We start from the raw sequence: 21,385 nt of genomic DNA on the forward strand, positions 1-21,385 counted from the left end.
CGGCGGTGTCGCGTGCTCCTACGAGGGTGAAATCCGCGCGATCAACCGGCCCAGCAGGCCAGAAGGCCGGACGGAGCGGGGTTCGCGGTGTTGGTGGTGATCCTGGTGGACCAGACGCGACGTCCGTAGCCGCTGATGGGCACGGCCAGGGAAGCGAGCATGGCTCAGGACGATCTAGCCAGACCGGACACCTCGTGGCGGGAGCGGCTGGGCAACTTCCACGGCCTGTGCGTCGTCTCGATGACGATGTTCGACGGCCGTGGTGCCGATGACAATTCCGCGACGAACAGCGCGGCCTGCCGCAGGTCGGGCGCGACGACGACAGGCACGGGTGCCTGCACGTGACAAGGGCATCCCACCGGCACGACCTCCCGTGTCCGCCACGGCCGCGGGCAGCGGATCGTCGTCGCGCTGTGTCGACCCCATGGTTATCCGGGCTGTCACCGGGTAGGCCTACTCGGCGAGCCGTGCGGCAGGGCGAGCACGACAGGAAGAGATGCGGCGCCGGGACCGGCAGCGGGACCAGATGAGTACCGGTCCGGACGTGACACAGCCGGTGGGGCCGGGGCCGGTGCGCCGGATCAACGGCGTGGCTGACCCGGTGCGGTCGTGAGCAGCGGTGCCGGTGGTCTCAGTCAGCGCGGGAGCCGATCCACGCGGTCGAGTTCCTGACGAGCAGGCGGACGGGATTGTGGGCAACGCGATGGGCGCGACCGCGCTGGAACCGGCAATCGCCCACTGCGGTGACCGCCGCGGGTTCGCGGCTGGCGGAGGTCACCGGCGCCGCCGCAGCACTGGACGTGCCTGCCACCCGAGCGGAACGGACCAGCTCCGCGCAAGCGGCGCGGGGCACGCGCGAAGGGAGAACCGATGGACCTGACAGCGACGACGACCATACGCAAACCCGCACCGGAGGTGTACGCGTTCTGGCGCGATCTGGAGAACCTGCCGACCTTCATGGCACACCTCGACCAGGTCCGCACCACCGGCGCGACGACGAGCCACTGGTCGGCCAGCGCACCGTTCGGCAAGGACCTCGAGTGGGACGCGGAGATCGTCGACGAGACGCCTACCGAGAAGATCCAGTGGCGGTCGACCGGGGAAGCGGCCGTGCCGAACTCCGGCACCGTGCGGTTCGTGCCCGCCCCCGACGGTGTCAGCACCGAGGTGCACGTCGCGTTGGTGTACGACCTCCCCGGCGGCGCGGTGGGCAAGGCGGTCGCCAAGTACTTCGGCGAGGAACCGCACCAGCTGCTCGACGACGACCTGCGCAGGCTCAAGCAGGTGCTGGAGACCGGCGAGGTGGTCCGGTCCGACGGAGCCCCGTGGGGCAAGCGGGCACGAGAGGAGTTCCCGCAGCGCCCCGCGCAGCCGCTGTCGGACGCCGAGGTCGAGAAGGGAGCGGAAGCGTGAGGGCGAACACCTGGGCGGGCCGCAACAAGGTCGAGGTCCGCGACGTGCCGGACCCGCGGATCCTGAACAGCCGCGACGCCATCGTGCGGATCACCTCGACGGCGATCTGCGGGTCGGACCTGCACCTGGTCGACGGGTACGTGCCGACCATGCAGGACGGCGACGTCCTGGGCCACGAGTTCATGGGCGAGGTGATCGAGGTCGGCCCCGGCGTCGCGCGGGACCGGCTGAGCGTCGGGGACCGCGTCGTCGTGCCGTTCCCCATCGCCTGCGGCGCGTGCGCCGCGTGCGCCGCCGAGCTGTACTCCTGCTGCGAGAACACCAATCCCAACGCGGGCATCGCGGAGAAGATGTTCGGTCACCCGGTCGCCGGGATCTTCGGCTACTCGCACCTGACCGGGGGCTACGCGGGCGGGCAGGCGCAGTACGCACGGGTGCCGTTCGCCGACGTGAACCCCTTGAGGATCGAGTCCGACCTGACCGATGAGCAGGTGCTGTTCCTGTCCGACATCCTGCCCACCGGCTACATGGGCGCCGAGATGTGCGACATCCAGCCCACCGACGTGGTGGCGGTCTGGGGGGCGGGCCCGGTCGGCCAGTTCGCCATGGACAGCGCCCGCGTGCTCGGCGCCGCGCGGGTCATCGCCATCGACAAGGAGCCCTACCGGCTGCGGATGGCCGAGCAGGCGGGCCACACGCCGGTGAACTTCGAGGAGGTCGACGTCCGGTCCGCACTGCTGGAACTGACCGGCGGGCGAGGCCCGGACAAGTGCATCGACGCGGTGGGCATGGAGGCCACCCACGGAAGCGCGCACATCGCCGCCTACGACCGGCTCAAGCAGGCTGTGCGGTCGGAGACCGACCGCCCGCACGCGCTGCGCCAGGCGATCACATCCTGCCGCAGCGGCGGGGTGGTCTCGGTGATCGGTGTCTACGGCGGTCTCCTGGACAAGTTCCCCGCCGGTGCGTGGATGAACCGGTCGCTGACCCTGCGGACCGGGCAGTGCCATGTCCAGCGCTACATGAAACCGCTGCTGGCACGCATCGAACGTGGAGAGATCGATCCGACCCGGATCATCACCCACACCCTGCCCCTCGACGAGGCGGACCGCGGCTTCGAGATCTTCAAGAACAAGGAGGAGGACTGCGAGAAGGTCGTCCTCAAACCCTGACCGGCGACCGCACGCGACGTAGCCGGGCCGGGTGCCCACGGACACCGACAGGCGCCGAGGAGCGAGGTGAACCACATGAACGAACCACACCAGGTGGCCGTCGGCGTGCTGGCCGACGCGGGGCTGCCGGCGCGGGTGATCACGACGATCGCCGACGAGCTCCCCGGTGTCTTCGCCGACCGGGTGAGCGGGCAGACGCGGTGGCGGGTGGAGCACGAGATCGACCAGCTGCCGCTGGACGAGGACGGCGACATCCCGATGCGCGCCTTGTCGGAGCGGTACCGGCAGGACCGGGGCTGGGACCTGCTGGTCCTGGTCACCGATCTGCCCCACCGCGCGGGAACGAGCCCCGTCGTCGCGGGCGTCGACGTCGAGCACGGTGTCGCGGTGATCTCCATGCCCGCGCTCGGTGCCGTCCTGGTGCGGCGCCGGACGCGGGCGCTGCTGATCCGCGTCGTGCGGCAACTGGTGTCGCGGCAGCCCGGGACGGACTGGGAGCACGACCAGCAGGGGGCGGCGGCACGGGTTCGCGAGGCGCTGGCCCCCACGCAGCGGCTGCCCGACGACCGCGACTCGCCGACGACACACGTCGCTCTGGTCGGGCTGCGCGGCAGGCTGCGGCTGCTGGCCGGGATGATCCGGGACAACCGCCCGTGGCGCCTCGTCCCCCATCTCGCAGGCGCCACCGCGGCCGCGGCCGGAACCGCCGCCTACGGCATCATCACCAGCTCGTTCTGGAAGCTCGCGGACTCCCTGCCACCCCTGCGACTGGCCGCGATCACCGTGGTCACCATCGTGGTCATGACGGTGTGGCTGACCGTGTACAACCACCTCTGGGACCGGCCCACCGAAGTGGCGGATCGGCGCAAAGCGCTGCTGTACAACGTCTCCACGGCAACCACACTGGCGATCGGGGTGGCGTGCATGTACGCGATCCTGTTCGTGCTCGCCTTGCTCGCCTCAGCCGTCCTGATCGACAGCGACTACCTCGCTCAAACGCTGGGACACCCGGTCGGCGTGGGGTCGTACCTGAACCTGGTGTGGCTGTGCAGCTCGGTCGGCATCGTCGCAGGCGCCCTCGGGTCGAGCCTGGAGGACGAGGAGAAGGTCCGCAACGCGACCTACAGCCGTCGCGAACGGGAACGCCAGAAGCGCAACCAGCGCCGGTCGGGACGCCGCAGGTCCGAGGACCGGAGCCCGGACAGCTGATGGCTGCCCACCCGGTCACGACGGATGCCGACGTGCTCGTCGTCGCCCGGCGGACACCCGACCGATCGCGGTATCACCGCGGTCGACCTCCCACCCCGGGACGCCCCTTCGAGACCCGCGTTTCGGGGCGGCGGTGACGGCCGCCAGGGTGGCGGCCAAGCCGGGGCCTTGAGCAGCAGTCGAACAGCCACAGATCACCGATCGACGAACATCACACAACAGCAGGTCAGCCCGGCGACCGAGTTCCCGACCAGCACAGCCACACAGGTGGCCAGTAGGACGATCGGGATCGAGGTCAACGCCGGATCGCGCCTTGACCTTGGCCAACCCGCCCGGAAGGCCGTGCTCCTACCTGCGACATCGTCGCAGGTAGGAGCACCCAGACCCGGCGTACGAGAAAAACTGTCTCCGCTGGAGTAGACAATCCCCTGCGGCTGTGCATATGATGGTCCAGTCACAGAGGAGAAAACGTCCTATAGGCGTGGGAGATGATGAACTGCCCACGGGTAGGTCGCAGTTCGAGCTGCTGGCCGAGGTCGCCGGGTACCACGCGGGCGGTCCGAAGGCCAGGAGTAGTCGACACGCGGTTCCGGGAGGAAGGCAGTTCGCGCCACCCGGAGGTCGACGGTCGCAAGGCACGAGCGATCAGGCACGTCGGAGCCGAGCCGTGGAAGGGGTTCCGGGTGGTGATCGCAGTTGGTCGGTGAGGGGCGTTCGAACACGGATGAGGCCCTTCGCCGACCGAGCAAGTGCAGGCGAGTCAAGAGTCCGGTGAACAAGGCAAGAATCAGAGGAGAAGGGAAGGGTTGCACGCCATCGGATTTCCCGCCGAGGAGTGAAGCGCTCAAGGCGGGTACCGCACTCGAGTCAGATGGGGTGGTGGTTTCCGGTTACGTACAAACGATTCTCGCGTTGTCCGCAGCTTGCGCGGGTGACGCGTACCTGACCGGTCGTTTTCCTGACCGGTCGATCGAAGTCAACCCATAACCCTTGGGGCCCGGTGCCGTTGCGGCACCGGGCCCCTCGTGATGCGGAGGTGCAGTGCGCGAGGACAGAGAGCAGCCGCGGGCAGCGGCAGACAACTTCGACGACGACCACTACCCGGCCTACACGATGGGCAGAGCCGCGGAGATGCTGGGAACCACACCGGGGTTCCTGCGCAGCCTGGACGAGGCGGGGCTGATCGAGCCCCAGCGCTCTGCCGGCGGACACCGCCGCTACTCCCGCCACCAACTGCGCATCGCGGGACGCGCCCGCGAACTCGTCGACCAAGGCACCGGCGTGGAAGCCGCGTGTCGCATCGTCAGCCTGGAGGACCAACTCCGAGAAGCACGCGCTCTCAACGAGGCGCACGCCCCGTCCGAACAGGACAAGCCACCACAGCACGACCTCTGACGCGGCCACCACCTCGACCGCTCATCAAGCAGACCCGACGAACCGCGGGCGAACCACCTGGGCCAACCTTCGCGGCGCCGGGTGGAGGTTGTGTTCGGCACCGGAGTGGCCGGTGCCGAACGATTCCCCCCGCCGCGCACTACCGTCCCTCCTGGATGTCACCGGGCACGCACCAACACCGATCCGGACATCGGCCGACCCATGTGGACCCTCGATCCCCAACCGTGATCGCGGGCGACCACGACGGTCGACAAGCGAGTCTCCATACCGATGCCGGACCGTCGCGCTCCCAACACGGCAAGGCTGACCGAAACCCTTCGATGAGTGTTGACCGGCCCCCGGCCCCGAACGGGAAAGGCCACCCGGCGCGCCGCGCTCCCAACATGCCGCAGCGGAGTGTGCGGCTGCGCGCGCCGGAACCTACGTGCATCCAGTTCAAGCATCGTGGCCGCGTCCAAGGCTGCCAACATGCGGGACCGACCGCGCAGGGCGATCGAAACCACGCGCACCACGCTCGGCGACCCATCAGGACCCAACTCCAGCAGTACCCGTGTTTCAACGCTGCACCCCCCGTCCAGTCGACTGGTACACCCCGGCCCGCAAGGGGAGCACCGCAGGGAGCAAATGGGGAGCAGAAATGCGCTCTGAACGGTCTAAGAGCGTGTTTGAGATCTTGGTCGGCGTGGCTGCTTGATCTTGTGGGTGTGGTTGGTCAGGGTGGTCTTCGTGGCGCGTGTGCAGCGGTATCCGCCGGATCTGTCGGATGCCGAGTGGGCGGTGGTGGAGCCGTTGTTACCGACGCCCGCCAGTCATCCGCGGGGTGGTCGGCCGGAGAAGCATCCGCGTCGGGAGATCGTGGACGCGATCCTCTATGTGGTGCGCACCGGGTGCGCGTGGCGGGCGTTGCCCGCGGATTTCCCGCCGCGGGAGACGGTGTACTGGTACTTCACCCGCTGGGAACAGCAGAGGCTGACCTTCCGAATGGTCGACGCCCTGCGAGCCATGGTCCGGGAGCAGGCGGGGCGGGACGCGGAGCCGAGCGCGGGACTGATGGACTCCCAATCGGTCAAGGGCGCCGACACTGTCGGTGTCGACACCCGCGGTTACGACGCGGGCAAGAAGATCAACGGCCGCAAGCGGTTCATCGTGACCGACACCCTCGGCCTGCTGCTGGTCGTGTTGGTGTTGCCCGCCGGCGTGCAGGACCGCGACGGCGCCAAGAGGCTGCTGCTGGAACTGCGTCACCGCCAGATCATGGCCAACACAGTACGTCGTGTCCGGCACTTGTTCGCCGACGGCGGCTTCGCCTGCACCCTGGTCGAGTGGGCCCACACCCTGCGGACCACGATCGAGATCGTCCGCAAACCCTCAGGACAGAGGGGATTCGCGGTCGTCCCCCGACGGTGGGCGGTCGAACGGACCTCCGCCTGGCTCACCGCCCACCGACGCCTGGCAGGCGACTACGAACGCCACCCCGCCACCGCCGAGGCCATCATCCGCTGGGCCGCCATCACCACCATGACCCGACGCCTCACCCGCGGACACGCCGCGACCCGACCCGGACCGCGCCCACTCACCACTCGGTAGATCTCAAACACGCTCTTAGGTTCCTCGGTCTTGTGTGAAGAAGGCGCGGAGCGATGCCCACGCGGTGTTGGTGAACACGCAGATTAGGGCCTGTCTGGGTTCTTGCTGTCACGCACCTGGGTTTCGAAGCCATGAAAACGGACCTCGACGCATGCGGTGTCCCCGGGGCTGGTCTCAGGTTTTACCAGCCCTCGCTCCGCCCGAGGGATTGTCCATGTAGGGATTGTCGACGTACTGCACAACGGGCTGCTCTGCGGATGAGGCGATTGCGATGGCTTGCTCAGCCACCGCGCGCCATTGGGAGGACGGGGACACTCCCATGTCGTACCTGTTGGCGATGGCGGCCGGTGGCGTGTCCTCTGGAGCTGGTGAAGAGTCGGCTGGGCGTTGGTTGGCGACGGTGGGCTTGTCAGGTTCGGGTGTGGTCGCACGGGTGCCGAGTTTGGCGCGGAGGGCGTTGAGCGCTCGATGCTGGGCGACGCGGATCGCGGCGACGGTGGTACCGAACAGGGTGGCGGTCTCGTCGGCGGTGAATCCGATGACGACGCGCAACTGGAGGACTTCATACTGCCGAGGAGTCAGCCCGGACAGCACAGCGGCGGCCATCTCGTCGATCAAACCGCCTTCCCGGGCTCCGTCTTCTAGACCATCGTCGGCGAGCGTGGAGGAGGTGTCCGCAGCATCGGCGGTTTGATGCGAGGACCGGAGTTCGGTGAGTTTGCGGTCGGCTACACCACGCACAAGCGCCAAAAGGGAAAATGATATCGATAGCCCCTTGAGGAGGTCGGGCATCGAGCCCTGGAGCGCAGCTCGGGCCTGGTTCGCCGCCTGGTTGGCGAGGGCCGGTGTTGACCGGGCGCGGACGTGGCAGTAGCGGACGATCGCCGGATGCAGCAGGTCCGCCAGTTGTCGTGGCGCGTCGGTGTCCCCGTCGATGACTGCTGCCACGAGGTTGCGTGGCTGTTGTTCACGGTCCGGGTCGCGCATGGCACTTCGGCCTGGGTTGGCCGCGGCCTCGCGCAGGGCGAGCACGTCGGTGTCGGTCAACGGCGCCAGGCGAGTGGCGCGGCGCATCGAGCCGGACGGTGGCCGCGTCGTGGCGGCCAAGGCGGCCGCCCGCTCGGTGATCGCGTCGGCCACTCGCTCTGGAGTCCGCGCGCGCAGCGTGCGAGCACCGGGGGTGCCCAGTGACGAGTTCTCGATGAGCTCCTCGACGCCGGGGCGGGCGGCGGGTGGGGGCGTCGGGTCGGTCATGACGTCCTCCTCGCCGGCGATGTTTGTCCGCGGGTTCGTTGGCGTTGCAGGATGCCGTCGACGGCCTTCGGGGTGACGTCGAGCAGTTCGGCGATTTCGGGGTAGGTGTAGCCCGCTTCCTGCAGGATGACCGCGGCGCGCGTGCGCTCGTCCGGGATGGCGGCGATGCCGGCGGTGATCCGCAGTTTGGTGAGCGCCCGCTCGGCCGGGTCGACGACGTATCCGTCGTGGCCACGTGAGTCGGTGTCCGGTCCCGCCGCGCGGACCAGGCGGGCATTGAGTTGTTCGGTGGCCCACTTGCGGTAGTGGTTGGGGAAGGCGAACACGCAGCGGCCGATGAAGTAGGTCTTGAGGCTCGCTCCGCCGTCGAAGGTCCATCCCCCGGCGATCAGGGCTCGTTCCTTGAACGCGGCGATGGCGGTGGTGACGGTGTCACCGGCCAATCCCGCTCGGTCGTCGGGGTCGTCCCATCGTTCCGGGGGTGAACCGGGCCAGCAGTTCTTGGCCTTGCACTGGGCGAACAACTCCCCCGATTTCAACCAGGCCATCATCACCGCGTACCCGTAGCGAGCCAGCTCGTACGCGAAGCGGTCCCAAGCGCGGCCCTCGAACCCCTCCAATGCGAGCTCGTTGTACAGCACCAGGTCACTCTCCCGCTGCCGCAGCGACTCCGCGGCTCTGAGCGCCTGGTCATCGAAGAACTCCTCGTCGGCCTCGGCCTCGGCGAGACTTTCGACGAGCGGCCTAACCCGTGTTGTAGCCCCCGGGACATCGGCATGGCGCACGTCGATTGACGGTCGCGGACCGCCACGCTCGACCTTGCGCCGCACCACTGCTCTTGACCCTTCCCGTGTCGCTGCCGCCCCGGAAGCCATAGCCGATCCCGGAGGGACCGTCTACGGCGTCGCAGACGATCCCTTCATATGTCACCGCACCCACCCGTCTCCCCGCTTGGCCACGAAAAATCTTCTGGCGAGTATTCGCCCAGTTCAGCGCGTGGAACCCGCGTGCACGGCTCACATACAAGGCCGGGCGGCGGCCCGGCCGGGCCGTAGTACCCGCACCAGGAGTGACCACCGTGCCCAAGCCTCCCGAGCCCCCACCCCTGCTGACCCAACGTGCCGCGATCATCCTCGCCCTCGGTGTCGGATGCGGTCTCCTGACCGCTGTGCTCACCGTTCTCGCCGGAGGGCACCTCGCGGCCGGGGTCCTCACCGGCCTGGTCACCATCGGTGGAGCCATCACCTTCTTCAACAAGATCATCCACTGAAGGGCGCGCCAAGTCCGGCAGCGGGCCATCGGCCGCGATGCCCGTCTCAGTGCGGTGCGGTGCCAACGCCGGTCATCCATACCGGGATGAGCCCAACCGCTCCCACCGCGGTGGTCGTCATCGACGCACTGACAACGCCCTGACCTGGGGGCACAGCAGCCCGGTCTCATGGAGGCAGACGACGAGGGCGATGGCGCCGGTGCTGCCGGTGATGGCCACGGTGGCGGTCTTGAGGGTGCGCAGCGCGCGTTCGGCGCGGTCGGTCTCGGCGATGAACAAGGTGACGTACCCGGCGCAGCCGACGAGCGCGATCAGCACCCCCAGGTAGGCGCCGAGTATCCACGTCCACATCTCGCGGTCCCTCCGAAAGTCGATGAAGCCCCTCAGGGGTACGGGGCGATGAACACCAGTGAAGGGTCCGCGATCGAGTTCCGGCCAGTCCGCGCCGGACTACACAGCGGGCATGGATAAGGAAAAACGAGGTGGGAGCCGGTGGCGAGACCGGGCGGGAAGTCCGGGGCATGCCCCCACGATCGACGAGGACGCGTTGCGCGCCCGCTACGGCGAGCCCGGGGTGGAGTTCAAACGGCTGCTCTACCGGCTGCGGGAGCAGGGCGGGTTCACCAACAAGCAGGCCGCGCAACGCTGGGTGCAACGACACCCCGACGACGCCCGTGCGCACAAGGTCCTCGACGAGCACGGCGGGCTCAACGCCAAGCGCCTCTCGGAGCTGATGGCGATGCGCCCTCCGCTGCCGTGGGAGTTGGTGAAGGCCTTCGTCGACCTGTGGCTGCGCACCCGCCCCGAGCAGGACCGTCCCGGGGTGGAGGTGGTGCTCGACCGGCTCAACGGACACCCAGCTCAGCCGCGCCGACCGGCAACGCGACCAGGCGCTGGCCCAGATCGAACGCGCGATCGTGTTGGCCGCCCGACTCCAAGACCGGATCACCCGCCACGGCGCCACCGACGTCGTCGTCTCCACCGGCCCGACCACGTCGGCGGCGCCGACCACCCGGGAGCTGCTGCTCGAGGACAACGACCGCGTCCTGGACCGCGTTGAGCACATGCTGCCCAGTGCCCTGCTCGACCACACCGACCACCTCGTCGACGTCTTCCCGCCCCCGGCGCCCCGGGAGCCGGTCACCGGCAACCCCGAGCCCACCCGGCACGCCCCGGACAACTCCCCCATCAGTGGCGATCCCGAGCCTGGCTCGGACAACCACCACCCGGCGCGGGTTCCCCGCGCGTATCGGGTGACGGCGGGGCTGTCGTTGACCGTGGCGCTGGCCGCCGGCCTCGCCACGGTGGGCCCACCTTCGAGTCCCCACGCCGACACCGGCGACAGCGGGTTCCCGGCCCTGGCCGCACCCGCGCCTACCACGAGCACCAGGCCGGTCCCGTCATCGCCGCCTCCCACCACCACCGTCACCACGAGAACGCCGCTCTTGACGGTGCCCCTGAATCCCGACTACCCCCTTCTTCTTCTACGACCAGGACTCTTTCCCCGCGGTGAGCACACCACCCGGTGACACCGGAAAGTCCCTGACCTGGACTTTCAAAGGCCCCCATCCTGCAGACAATCACGGAGTTCTACGTCGGGGGGCGCCTACCCCGGGAGGGAGTCTTTCCAGGCATGGTCCGATAGGGCCTGAAGGGAGTCGTCCGTGGCACCACCGAAGAAGCCCCCCGACGACGATCTGAGGGCTCGTGCTGTCTGGTTGTACCGTGGTCCGACCCCAAGCCGGTGATCCGACGCCTGCCCGAGCAGCGGGGCGTGCACCACGAGGCGTTGCGGAACTGGATCCGGCAGGACCAGGCCAGCCGCTGCGAGCGAGACGACCGGCCCATCGCGGCCGAGTCCGACGAGCTGCGCCGCCTGCGCAAGGAGCAGAAGCCGCCTCCGCAGGGATCGGCGGTAACGTGTTCGTGCGTGGTTGCGTCGGGCGGTGTTGAGATGATCTTGGTGTGGGTCGTGGGCGGTGGTGTCGAGTCGTCGGGTGACTGGTCTCTCGGCTCGGGTGATCGCCGATCTGGTGGCCGTGGTGGGCCCGGCCTGGCAGGCGCGGCGAGTGGCTCGGCCGCGATTCCGGACGCGACACAGGTGCGAGTGCGCCGCCCCAAGGGCGAACACCGTCGATCGGGACCGGTTCGTCTCGGGCAGGAGCAGAGGAGAACGCCCTCACGACCACGGTCGTGACCGATCGCGAGAACGGGACGCCGTTCTGCGGCGCCACCGCGCCGGGCTCGGTCGCCGACACCACCCAGACCCGCGACAACGGGTCACCCGCGCCGCTGCTCGGCGCGGGTGACCAGGTCCTCGGCGCGCGGACCGGCGCGGCGATCGTGACACCACCGCATCGCGGGTCCCGACGCGACCCGCCCACCTGCTACGAGCAACAGCACAACGCAAAGCCCACTGCTCACCACGGATCCACGTCGACCACAGCACCGACCACCCGAAGAACCAGCGATCCCTCGCCCGCCACCTCGTTCGCCGCGACACCGTCCGAACCGTCGCCGGTCTCCTGCCCGACCACCAGCACAGCGACCACGCCCCTGTCACACCACGCGAACCCGGACGGCGTGCTGCTGCGCCCCGAGCACGCCGCCTACAACCATGCCCGGTCGCTGGTCAATTAGCGGTACTATCTCTACGGCCCCAGGCCACCGCCTACCCGAGTGGGGTCGAGGACGTCGCCGAGCGGGTGGACTTCGCCCGCGACAGCGGGCTATCGCCAGCGGTGCGGTGCGGTGCGGTGGATATTGCTACGTCGGGTACTCCACGTGCCCGGGATTGCTAATCGACCTCAGTTCGCGGCATGCTCGCCATTAGGTGCTCACCTCACCGGCCAGAGCCGACGCAGACGAAGGGGCGACGGAAGGGATCTGTCGCGGTCACCACCGCCAAGGCGTGGGACGCGGGTGTTCCGTTTGAGAGACGGCGGTGGTAGTCGGCCATGGCGGTGGCTGTTGCCTCGTCGCCGATTCTGGTCACAGCGGCGATGACGGTACGAGCGCCTGCGGATAGCAGGACGCCTGCGAAACCGAGAGGCTCATTGCCTGGTCGCGCTCGGCTCATGCCCAGTTCGTTGGCGGCGAGAACCACCGAGGTGGGACAGTCGGGCAACTGCATGACGTCGTGAGCGAACAGTGGACCGTCGGCCAACTCGAGACGGGAGAACAGGGCGTTCTCGACACCGTGACTCCCGTGGCAGGCGAGGTGGGCCAGTTCGACTCCGTTGATGTGTTCCAGGACGGATGCGGTGGTCGCGTCGCGTCCCTCAAGGACACTGGCGTGGGGGTAGCTGCCGCGCAGTGTGTTGACCTCACTGGTTTTTGGCGGTAGGCCTGGACCCCTGACGAGGGCCACCCGTCCTTGGTTGCGTTTCGCGGTGTCGGCAGCGAGCCAGGCCGTCGCGGACGATGCCACGGCCACCGGTCTGCCCTGCAGCGAGGGCAGTGTTCCCCATGCGGTCGCGAACAGCGGGTCATCGGGGATCAGGACGAGTTCGCGATCGCCGGTGAGTCGGTTCAGTGGTCGGAGGAGTTCTTCGTCGAGCCTGTGTGCGCGGGCCTGTGCCGATGCCACGACTACTCGGGCCACCGGCGGAGGTAGGTCGTCCGGTGCCAGTGCGTTGAGATCGGCGTGCAGTTGCCAGGCCGTCTCCGCTACCAGCGCTCGATCGCCCGTCGGGATCAGGTGCGCACGACCGTCCACGACGACCAGCGCCAGACCCCTGTCTCTGCAAGCAAGGAAAGCGATCAGGGCACGATCACCCAGCCGTTCGGCGACCGCGGCGAACTCGGCGGGAGATCGGGAGACCAGGTTTGTCTGACCGCGCCAGCGGGTCAGCTCCTGCTCGAGTGCCTCGTGCTGTCGGGCCAGCTTGGCGGGCACGTAGCCGCCGATCTGTGCGAGCCGAAGGGTGTGGCTCAACTGGCGGTAGTCTTTGACGCGGTCAGCCAGCACAGGGTCCTGGATCGGCAACTGGTGGGTGTGGGCGCGCGATCGGACACGTTCAAGATGGGCGAACACTTCGGCGGGTTCGTCTACCGACCGGTTGTCCCGCAGCATCAGGCGCAGATCTAGCCATCCCAACTCCAGGAGGTGGTGGGGCGTCCCGTTCATCGGGTCCAAGCCTCCCGGGCGACCGCGGAAGTCGGCCACTTCGGCGAGGCCACCACGCACGTGTTCCCTTGCGAGGGCGCGTTCACCACGTGCGGCCGCCAGTTCCGCTTCGCAGAGCCAACGCAACATCCGGTGGTCGGCGGCGGTGAACTGGGGCGGCTTCGGAGTTCGGGCCAACTGGTTCTCGGCGTCAGCGATCCGCCCCGTGCGCAGCAGCACCCGCACCGCCAGCAACCGGGATACAGCGGACTCCTCGGAAAAGTGCAACTCGGCGAACCGTGTGGCGAGCCTCAATCCTCGCTGTGCCAGCGAAACAGTCGCCGCGCGTTTGGCCCACGCCCGTCGGACGTTCGCCTGGAGACGGACCAAGCCCGCAATGGCGGCCCAGGTCGATGCCCCGATTCTGAGGAAGCGGCGTTGGGCACGCACGGCAGATCTACCTGCTGAGATCGGGCGCCCGAGAAGCAGGTCCGCTACTGCGCGCAAGACTTCGGCTTCCCCGATGTCCTGCTGATCCGTCGCTCGGTCGAGCAACGACACGGCGTCATCCAACCGCCGCGCCGCTTCGTACGCGAGGCCCGCTGCCAGCAGGGATTCCGCTTGATCAAGCCAGATGCGCCCCCGGTACCCGGGTGGAACAGCGGCCAGGTCAAGATTGGCATACTCGAACTGGTGGAGCGCCTGCGGAATGTCGCCCATATGCCGGGCAACGAGCCCCAGAATGTGGCGAGCCGCAGCGCCACCGACGCGAGAACCGTCGTCCCCGCTGGCGAGAAAAAGATTGTCCCGTTCCATTGTCAACCATGAAATGGCGTCGTGCTGGCCTGCCAGGACCGGGGTGACGATGTCAGGCGGGTCCGACCACGGTGGCCGGTGCTTTCCGTGCTGCGGCGCTATCAGGTCCAGAGCGGTGCCAGTGCCGCGCAGGTAGTATCGGAAGAGCCGCTCGCCCGCAGACGTCAACTCATCCTTACTATCCATTTCGGACGCCAAGGATCTGGCATAGGTCCGCAGCAGGTCGTGCATCCGTAAGCGCGCCTTGCTCGTCACATCGATCAGACGGGCTCGGTGGAGCAGATTCACCAGTCCGCGCCCCTGAGCCGGAGTACAACCGGTCAGTGCCGCGACCGCACCGATGTCGAAGTCAGAACCGGGATGAGTGCCGACAAGCCGGAATGCCCGCGCGGTGTCCTCAGGCAGGTTGCGATAAGACCAAGAGAATACGGCACGCAACGCGGTACGCGCGTCGCCGCTGGCGTCAAGCACGTCCAGGCGCTGCCGCTCATCGCCCAGTTCGGCCGTGAGTTCGGCCAATTTCTCCCCAGAGCGCGCGATCGCCAACTCGGACACCATCCGTAAGGCGAGTGGTAGCCGGGCGCACTGCCGGATGAGTTCCGCGGCGGCCTCCACCTCCACATCGACCCGAGGCCCCAACTGGGTCCGCAGCAGGTCCACCGCCTCGGCGGAGGTCAGGAGGTCGATCTCGATCCGGCGGGCACCATGTCTGATGGCCAGCGAAGGCACTGCGTCTCGGCTGGTGACCAGTACGAAACAGCCGCCATGGCCGGGCAGCAGCGGTCGGACTTGTTCGGCGCTCTTCGCGTTGTCGAGCAGGATGAGCATCCGCCGATTTGCCGCAAATGTACGGAATCGCGTCGCGCGCTGTTCAAGAGTGGGTGGAATCGCGGACTCGGAGAGACCGAATGTCCGCAAGAAGCCGGACAGCGCTTCTGCGGGCGGCATGGGCTGATCTGGATCATATCCTCGCAGGTCGACATAGAGCTGACCGTCCGGGAATCGGTGTGCCACCCTATGACCCCAGTGCACTGCCAGCGCGGTCTTCCCCACACCTGCGGTACCCGACACCGATGTGATGACCACCGCCTGCGATCGGTCCGAATGGTCAAGCATGTCGTCGAGCGTTCGAAGCTGTTCCGCACGTCCGATGAACCCTGGGTCATCGGGCGGCAGTTCACGCGGAACGTAGTCACCCCCCACCCGACCCGGCGACGACACGAGGTGCATCCCGCCCGATACGTGGCCGACTTGCACCACGGTCGTCGCTTGACCAGACATGTCATTGCGCGTCAGCCATGCCCCAGACGACTCATCAGGCCCGGCAGCCCACTCTGTGTCGTGGTGTTTGCTCAACCCACGGCTCTCTCACGACGACGGACCACAACCGGAATCTATCGCCCACCCAGCTGGATGACCGCGAAGCCCGCAACCAACTGCTCCAACTCAACCCGAACAGACCAACAGCCGCCTGGTCATCTGTCCGGCGCTCGACGCGGCCACCACGAATCTTCCCCAGACCCCAGCCGGGATCGCCGACCGCGACCTGCTCACCACCGCTTGGGCCACGACCTGCCTGCCCCACCTCAACGGCACCGTCTACAGAACCCCACACCCCCACCGCCGCCCGCCTCCTCCAGACCACCCTCGATCACCTGCTCACCGCCCGGACACACCTCGGCAAGCAGCAGTGGGAACGGGCACGCACCGAGGTCCTCACCCTCCACCAAGGACCCCGCGCGCTCCTCTACACCGCACATCTGCTGCACCACGACGCCACCCACATCGCCGAAGACGCCACCGGACTCCACCCCACCGACCCCACCTAGTCGACGCGCTCTGGGGGCGCCGTCGCCGTCACGGCCTGGGGTACGCGCCTGTCGAGCGCCACGCGCGACACCCTGACCCGCCCCTGGCGCACCGCAGGCCTGTGCACTCCGTGACCTCCAACCGCACCCGAGGTCCGGCACTTCGGTCCGGGTCCCACGACGGGTTGGGGCGCTTGTGACCGGGCCCACGCACGTGGGGTGGGTGGCCACCGGCCCCGATCCATCGTCGCCGTCGGCGCACCGAGCAGCAGCTTAGGTCCCCCGCCCGCCACGGTCGCAACGGTCGGTCGCTACGCGCCGGCCCGCAGCACGACGCTCAGTTCCCGGGCCCCTGCGGTGTGGGGGTGACGGTGGACCAGGTCAGACCCGATACGGCGGATCGCCGGGCGGCTGGTGAGTTCGGTGGGGCCTCGCGGTAGGCGGCCAGCAGCGCGGCCGCGGTCTGCTCGGGGTGACCGTGCAGCCACCAGGCACGGGCCAGGTCGGTGTGCAACCGTCCGCGGCGCTCGGCGGTGCCGAAGTTGTTCGGGTCGCAGCCCACGCGCGGTGTCCAGTGCTCGGCCGGAGTCCCCGGCGGCCCAGTGCACCCCGACCTTGTAGAGCTGGACCTGGGCCGCGGTAACCACGTTCCCGCCGACGACGACCGGACGGCCGAGCCCGCGAACAGCGTGCTCGGCCGCGCCGATCAGGTCGACGGCGTGGGCCTTATCGCCGCTGGTGGCCGCGGAGTAGGCCGCGGCGCACAGAGTCTGGGTGAGGACGGTGCGCTGGGCGGGGGTGGTCAATCCCGTGTCCTGCACCGTGGTGATCGCGTCGAGCGTGATCCGCTGGGCCAGGTGGGAGCGGCCCTCGTGGCGCAGGACCACGCTGAGCGCGCGGGCCGACAGGGCCAGCGCAAGTGGGGAGTCGGCGCTGCGGGCGTGGTTCATGGCGCGGTCGGCGGTCAGGCGGCTGGCCTGGTGCTGCCCGAGCTTGTCCAGGGTGTGGGTCGCGAGGTCGTAGCAGGCCGCGACCATTGCCTCGGCCGTCGAGTCCGGGTGAAGGTCGGCCAGCTCATGCGCGGCGGCCAGCAGGTCGGGCAGCCCCGCGACCAAGGCCGCGTACTGTGCCTGGTCGAACAGGAGTTGGCTGGCGGCCAGGCGGGCGGTCACGGTGGCGGGGGTGACCGGGCCTTGCGCGGCGGGCAGGGCGACCAGGGCATCGTCGAGGCGGGCCAGCACGGTGTGCGGGACGACCAGGCCGGCGGCCGCGGTCAGGAACTGTCTGCGCTGCACGTCCTCACCGCTTCTCTCGATGTGTTGCTCGCCGACAGTAGCGAGTCCCAGGCGGGAGGGCGTGATGCCATACCGGGACGCGATCGCACGCAACTCGTCGATGTCGAGCCGCCGCACGTTGTGCTCGATGCGCGAGAGGGTCGAGCTGGCCGGTCACGAGAGCCGCTGGGCCATGGGCTGTGACGAGGGACCGGTGAATCTCCGCTGACACAGAGCTTCAGCGATCCCTCGTCGACCCGATACTCACCCGGATTCAAGGAGTCCGCTTCGGGAAAATCGCCCACCAACAGCGCGGGACCCGGCTTGCGGCCCACCGCGTGGTGGCCGCTCCACTATCGGACGGAAACGCGCCATGCCGCCACTGTCCTGGACAGCCGGACAGTCAACCCCGGACAGCGCATGAGCTGCGGAAAAAGACCACACCGCAGGCAGCGGCTTCACGCAGTCCGGATCGCAACGCAACCGAACATAATTGAAAGCTGTGACCCACGCTACACGCCCAGCTCGTGGGTGGCCTCGAATTCGGACAAGTTCGGACACCCCTACGGGCGTTGTGCGGTTGAACCGACGACGGCACTTATGGTCCTGTGAGACCGGATCGACGGAACCGCTCGAGCTTCTCGTGGCTGACACCACGCGAGCGGATCCCGGATGTCCACATCTCACCCGGATTCAAGCGGCGCTCCACGAAAGTGGGTGGCGCCCGGTCTCTATCGGAGTTTCGTCATGTCCTCCCCCGTCCCACCCACATCCCATCGCCCGTGCGCTCGGCACGCCTACGGTGAAGCGGTCGTCCTGCTGGTCACCGCTGGCCTGATCGGGTTTCTGGTCGTCTACGGTGTCGCCCTCGCTGCGGCCTGTGGCGCGGCCGTCACCGTGACAGCGGCGACACTCACCCTGGTACGCGGTGGGTCCTTCCTGGCCCGCCTCACGCCCCCGCCGGACCAGGGGGCCTAGTCGCAATGCCGGTCGGTTAGGTCATGGCGGGGCTGTAGCCTGCGGTGGTGGATGTTGGGTTGGGTGTGCGCGAGGGCGGCGGTCTGGCCGACCGGGCTGCGGTTGGTGTGCTGACTCGGATGTTTCCGGTGGAGTTGGTCGATCGGGTCATTGACCAGTATTGGCGTCGGGAACAGCGGACCCGCGCATTGCCTGCTCGGTTGGTCTTCTATTTCACGCTTGCTTTGTGTCTTTTCCCGAATGAGTCGTACCGGTCGACGATGAAGATTCTCATGTCGGCGTTCGGTCGTGGAGGGCAGGGCTATCGGGTACCGACGACCGGTTCGATCGGTGATGCTCGTCGTCGTCTGGGTTCGGAGCCGATGGAGACCGCGGTGCGGGCGGTGATACGACCGAGAGCGTGCCGGGAGACGATAGGCGCGTGGTATGGGGATTGGTTGTTGACAGCGGTTGACGGGACGACGTTCACGGTGCCGGATACCGAGGAGAACGATCGCGAGTTCGGGCGACCCGGTTCAGGGCGCGGCGAGGGAAAGACGGCGTATCCTCAGATTCAAGCGGCGTGTGTGGTCGAGTTGGGAACCCACGCGGTATTCGATGCCCGGATGGATGGCTATGCCGCCGCGGAAACGATGTTGATCGAGGAGATGTTCTCTTCATTGCGGCCGGGCATGCTGGTGTTGGCCGACCGGCACATCTACTCGTCCCGTCGCTGGGCCAAGGCCGTGGATACCGGCGCCGACCTGCTGTGGAGAGTGACCGCGAACCTCGCCCCACGGCCGGTGGAGAGACTATCGGACGGTTCCTGTATCGCCGAGATCACCCCGCCGAGGAGTTCGGGCCAACCATCTTTCCGGCTACGGCTGATCGAGTACCGATTGCCGTGGACGGAGGAGGTGTATCGGTTGGTGACCACGATCCTGGACCCGCTTCTGGCGCCCGCGAAGGAACTGGCCGCGCTCTATCACGAACGGTGGGACATCGAGGGCTTCCTCAAACAGATCAAGAGTGTCCAACTCAATACCGAGAAGATCTTCCGGTCGAAATCGCCCGACGGGGTACGGCAGGAGTTCTGGGCGCATCTGGCGGTGCACTACGCCACGATGTGTGTGCAGGTCGACGCCGCCGATCACGCGAAGCTCGATCCTGATCGGATCTCACACAAAAACACGGTACGCGTCATCCGGTCCCGTATCTGGGCGCCGGGATCTTTCCCCCCTCACGCACAGCGATGACCACTATCGGATGTTGCTGATCGAGGTCGGCAGCGAGATCAACCCGGAACGCCGCCACCGGAGCTACCCGCGGGTGATCAAACGGAAAATGAGCAACTTCCCGGTCAAACGCGCACGACACCGACAACAACTCCGAAACAGCCGACCACCTCACTCGAACATCACCCTCACCCCGCCCAGCAAGACCCGACACCGCCGCCGACCAGCCGAAACCACCTAACCGACCGGCATTGGGCCTAGTCGATGAACCCCACGCACCCTGCAATACCCCACACCGAAGCGAAGGATGCACTTGCGCGCGTGGTCCGCAGACCGGCCGCGATGCTCGAGCCCCGACAGGCCCTACACCAGCGAGTGCAGCTGGCATGCCAACGCGCGGGCGAGAAGAAGATGGCCTTGGCCTGCATCGACTCCGCGTCCCACAACGGCGAGACCACCGTCACGCTCACCGCAGGCCTGATCGCCGCGGCCTCCGACATGACGTCCGAGCGGGTGCTGGCGTGGAGCGTCTACGAGACCATCCTCCGGACCGCCGAGGCCACGAGCTCCGAGATACACCAATGCAGACGTCTGCACGAGCGGGCACATGAACAGCGACTGCTCGAGGCGATCCTCCCGGAACCTCACGAGCGAGCCCAGATAGCCCGAAAGGCGATGCTGCGTCTGGAAAGTCTCCACACCATCACCACCGAAGCGGACTTCATCCGATCACTACGCGACAAGGCACGAAAGCAAGGGCTCAGTCTCCGCGACTGCGAAAAGCGCATGCGGGAACTCGACCCTGGCCGCGCGGTCAGCAAGAGCACCGTAGGCGTCTGGCTCAAGGGCGACCGCATCCCCAGGGACACCGCCGGACTCACCCTGCTGCTATAAGCGCTGCTCCCCGGACCGCCCGGTGCCACCAACACCCTGGTCGAGCACTATCTACGCCTCGCCGATCACCTCGTCAACGCCGCCCACGTCGACACCCCCGTCCCCCGGGAGTTGCCCCCTGAGAGCACCTCCCCGTCGCAACCGGCACACGACGGCGGCGCCGTCAATGACACGTTCTCGCTCACCCCCCAAGCCACTCGGCTGTCATTTTCCCCGGGCGGACTCCTCGCATTGCTGACAGTAGTTTTGATCATCGGAACCGCCATCGGCGTACTCATCCCCTTCCCATGACCTACTCACCGCACCCCCTGAGGACGTTCGCTCTCGACGCCGCGACGTTCCTGGCCGCGGCGTTGGTGCTGCGTCGCCAGGGTGGTCGGTGTGGGCGCGGCTTCCCTCGGACCGTGCGCGGGGTCGGCGGGTGTTGCCCAGTGGCCGCGCACCAGTGCCCCGTCGCTCCACAGCGACCACGCCTGTTCGACGTGGATGGCTTCGACGTCGGGGGTGTGAGTGAGCGCGCCGTCCCACCAAAAGGCCGGGTGCCGGGTGATCCAGCGCGGGTTGGGCGTCAGCAGCACACGCCCGGGGCGCTGAGGGATCTGCTGTGGGCTGGCGGCCAGCATCTGCTCGACGGTGCCGAACCCGGCGTCGTGCAGCCGGATGGGCGTTCGGGCAGGTTGTCCCTAACCTGGTTGTTGGCTCCGGGCTCTGCCGGTGATCCGGTGGAGGTGGCTTGCCCCCGGGGCCACTGTGTGCGGTGGCTGCCCCGGCACCCTCAGCGGGGTCGGGGCAGCCCGCTCCCCCGCCCGTCCGGTGTGCGGGTCGGCGGCGGCCTCCGCGGCGGAGTGCAGCGCGGTCTGTGCCGCGCGCACCAGATCGCGGTGTTCCGCGGCGAGCGGGAGACTTCCACCCACACCGTGGCCCCGACCAGCAACGCCACGACGACCCACACCGCCGAAGGCCACCACCACCAGGTGACCGCCACGGTGTTGG

19 protein-coding genes are annotated in these 21,385 nt (G+C 68.1%); 12 read left to right on the forward strand and 7 right to left on the reverse strand.

Going from position 1 to position 21,385, the window contains the following annotated elements:
* Positions 1–159: 159 nt before the first annotated feature.
* The 6 genes from V5P93_RS19990 (at position 160) to V5P93_RS20015 (ending at position 6,776) form a co-directional block, all read left to right on the forward strand.
* On the forward strand, positions 160–345 hold the full coding sequence (locus V5P93_RS19990; RefSeq protein WP_146108156.1) for a hypothetical protein: 186 nt from the start codon (positions 160–162) through the stop codon (positions 343–345).
* Positions 346–870: 525 nt separating this feature from the next.
* Positions 871–1,413 (forward strand): SRPBCC family protein, encoded by a 543-nt coding sequence (locus V5P93_RS19995; protein ID WP_104480719.1) that lies wholly within the window; start codon positions 871–873, stop codon positions 1,411–1,413.
* Entirely contained in the window at positions 1,410–2,585 is a 1,176-nt protein-coding gene (locus V5P93_RS20000; protein ID WP_104480720.1) for a zinc-dependent alcohol dehydrogenase, read from the forward strand. The genes V5P93_RS19995 and V5P93_RS20000 overlap by 4 nt, the downstream gene beginning before the upstream one ends.
* Before the next feature lie 75 nt (positions 2,586–2,660).
* Positions 2,661–3,794, forward strand: coding sequence for a hypothetical protein (locus tag V5P93_RS20005; protein WP_104480743.1), 1,134 nt, complete (start codon positions 2,661–2,663; stop codon positions 3,792–3,794).
* Between the two features lie 1,041 nt (positions 3,795–4,835).
* The gene (locus V5P93_RS20010) at positions 4,836–5,189 is read left to right on the forward strand and encodes a MerR family transcriptional regulator (protein WP_374065048.1); all 354 of its coding nucleotides are present in this window, start codon (positions 4,836–4,838) and stop codon (positions 5,187–5,189) included.
* Positions 5,190–5,915: 726 nt separating this feature from the next.
* Positions 5,916–6,776 (forward strand): IS5 family transposase, encoded by an 861-nt coding sequence (locus V5P93_RS20015; RefSeq protein WP_374065049.1) that lies wholly within the window; start codon positions 5,916–5,918, stop codon positions 6,774–6,776.
* A gap of 83 nt (positions 6,777–6,859) precedes the next feature.
* Here the strand turns inward: V5P93_RS20015 and V5P93_RS20020 are convergent, their stop codons facing one another.
* From V5P93_RS20020 to V5P93_RS20030, 3 genes are read right to left on the reverse strand one after another with little or no spacing between them, the layout of a single operon-like run.
* Complete coding sequence (locus tag V5P93_RS20020) at positions 6,860–7,018, reverse strand: DUF397 domain-containing protein (RefSeq protein WP_181043977.1); 159 nt, start codon at positions 7,016–7,018, stop codon at positions 6,860–6,862.
* A complete protein-coding gene (locus tag V5P93_RS20025) occupies positions 6,951–8,030 on the reverse strand; it encodes a sigma factor-like helix-turn-helix DNA-binding protein (protein ID WP_146108422.1) in 1,080 nt (359 codons plus the stop codon). Before V5P93_RS20025 ends, V5P93_RS20020 begins: the two co-directional genes overlap by 68 nt.
* Positions 8,027–8,815 carry an RNA polymerase sigma factor gene (locus tag V5P93_RS20030; protein ID WP_181043976.1) on the reverse strand — a complete coding sequence of 263 codons (789 nt, stop codon included), beginning with the start codon at positions 8,813–8,815 and terminating at the stop codon, positions 8,027–8,029. Before V5P93_RS20030 ends, V5P93_RS20025 begins: the two co-directional genes overlap by 4 nt.
* Positions 8,816–9,108: 293 nt before the next feature.
* Between V5P93_RS20030 and V5P93_RS20035 the strand changes: the two genes are divergently transcribed.
* Positions 9,109–9,300, forward strand: a complete 192-nt coding sequence (locus V5P93_RS20035; protein WP_146108420.1) for a hypothetical protein — start codon at positions 9,109–9,111, stop codon at positions 9,298–9,300.
* 117 nt (positions 9,301–9,417) lie between these two features.
* Here V5P93_RS20035 and V5P93_RS20040 read toward each other — a convergent pair whose 3' ends face one another.
* Positions 9,418–9,651: a hypothetical protein gene (locus V5P93_RS20040; RefSeq protein WP_104483644.1), complete on the reverse strand. Its 234-nt coding sequence runs from the start codon at positions 9,649–9,651 to the stop codon at positions 9,418–9,420.
* Positions 9,652–10,217: 566 nt separating this feature from the next.
* Between V5P93_RS20040 and V5P93_RS20045 the strand changes: the two genes are divergently transcribed.
* From V5P93_RS20045 to V5P93_RS20055, 3 genes are all read left to right on the forward strand, one after another.
* A complete protein-coding gene (locus V5P93_RS20045) occupies positions 10,218–10,829 on the forward strand; it encodes a hypothetical protein (RefSeq protein ID WP_104483643.1) in 612 nt (203 codons plus the stop codon).
* Positions 10,830–11,044: 215 nt separating this feature from the next.
* Positions 11,045–11,497, forward strand: coding sequence for a transposase (locus V5P93_RS20050; RefSeq protein ID WP_104483642.1), 453 nt, complete (start codon positions 11,045–11,047; stop codon positions 11,495–11,497).
* Positions 11,494–11,940 (forward strand): hypothetical protein, encoded by a 447-nt coding sequence (locus V5P93_RS20055; protein ID WP_181043975.1) that lies wholly within the window; start codon positions 11,494–11,496, stop codon positions 11,938–11,940. Before V5P93_RS20050 ends, V5P93_RS20055 begins: the two co-directional genes overlap by 4 nt.
* A gap of 202 nt (positions 11,941–12,142) precedes the next feature.
* Here V5P93_RS20055 and V5P93_RS20060 read toward each other — a convergent pair whose 3' ends face one another.
* Both V5P93_RS20060 and V5P93_RS20065 read right to left on the reverse strand, forming a co-directional pair.
* Entirely contained in the window at positions 12,143–15,580 is a 3,438-nt protein-coding gene (locus V5P93_RS20060; protein ID WP_146108419.1) for a CHAT domain-containing protein, read from the reverse strand.
* 763 nt (positions 15,581–16,343) lie between these two features.
* On the reverse strand, positions 16,344–17,327 hold the full coding sequence (locus V5P93_RS20065; RefSeq protein WP_146108418.1) for a transcriptional regulator: 984 nt from the start codon (positions 17,325–17,327) through the stop codon (positions 16,344–16,346).
* 1,064 nt (positions 17,328–18,391) lie between these two features.
* Between V5P93_RS20065 and V5P93_RS20070 the strand changes: the two genes are divergently transcribed.
* Positions 18,392–19,519 (forward strand): IS4 family transposase, encoded by a 1,128-nt coding sequence (locus V5P93_RS20070; RefSeq protein ID WP_374066518.1) that lies wholly within the window; start codon positions 18,392–18,394, stop codon positions 19,517–19,519.
* A gap of 396 nt (positions 19,520–19,915) precedes the next feature.
* Positions 19,916–20,392, forward strand: a complete 477-nt coding sequence (locus V5P93_RS20075; protein ID WP_374065050.1) for a hypothetical protein — start codon at positions 19,916–19,918, stop codon at positions 20,390–20,392.
* A gap of 296 nt (positions 20,393–20,688) precedes the next feature.
* Here the strand turns inward: V5P93_RS20075 and V5P93_RS20080 are convergent, their stop codons facing one another.
* Positions 20,689–21,015 (reverse strand): hypothetical protein, encoded by a 327-nt coding sequence (locus V5P93_RS20080; RefSeq protein ID WP_104483073.1) that lies wholly within the window; start codon positions 21,013–21,015, stop codon positions 20,689–20,691.
* Between the last annotated feature and the right edge of the window lie 370 nt (positions 21,016–21,385).

Origin of the sequence: Actinokineospora auranticolor, from assembly GCF_041897805.1 — a bacterium.
Lineage (GTDB): Bacteria > Actinomycetota > Actinomycetes > Mycobacteriales > Pseudonocardiaceae > Actinokineospora > Actinokineospora auranticolor.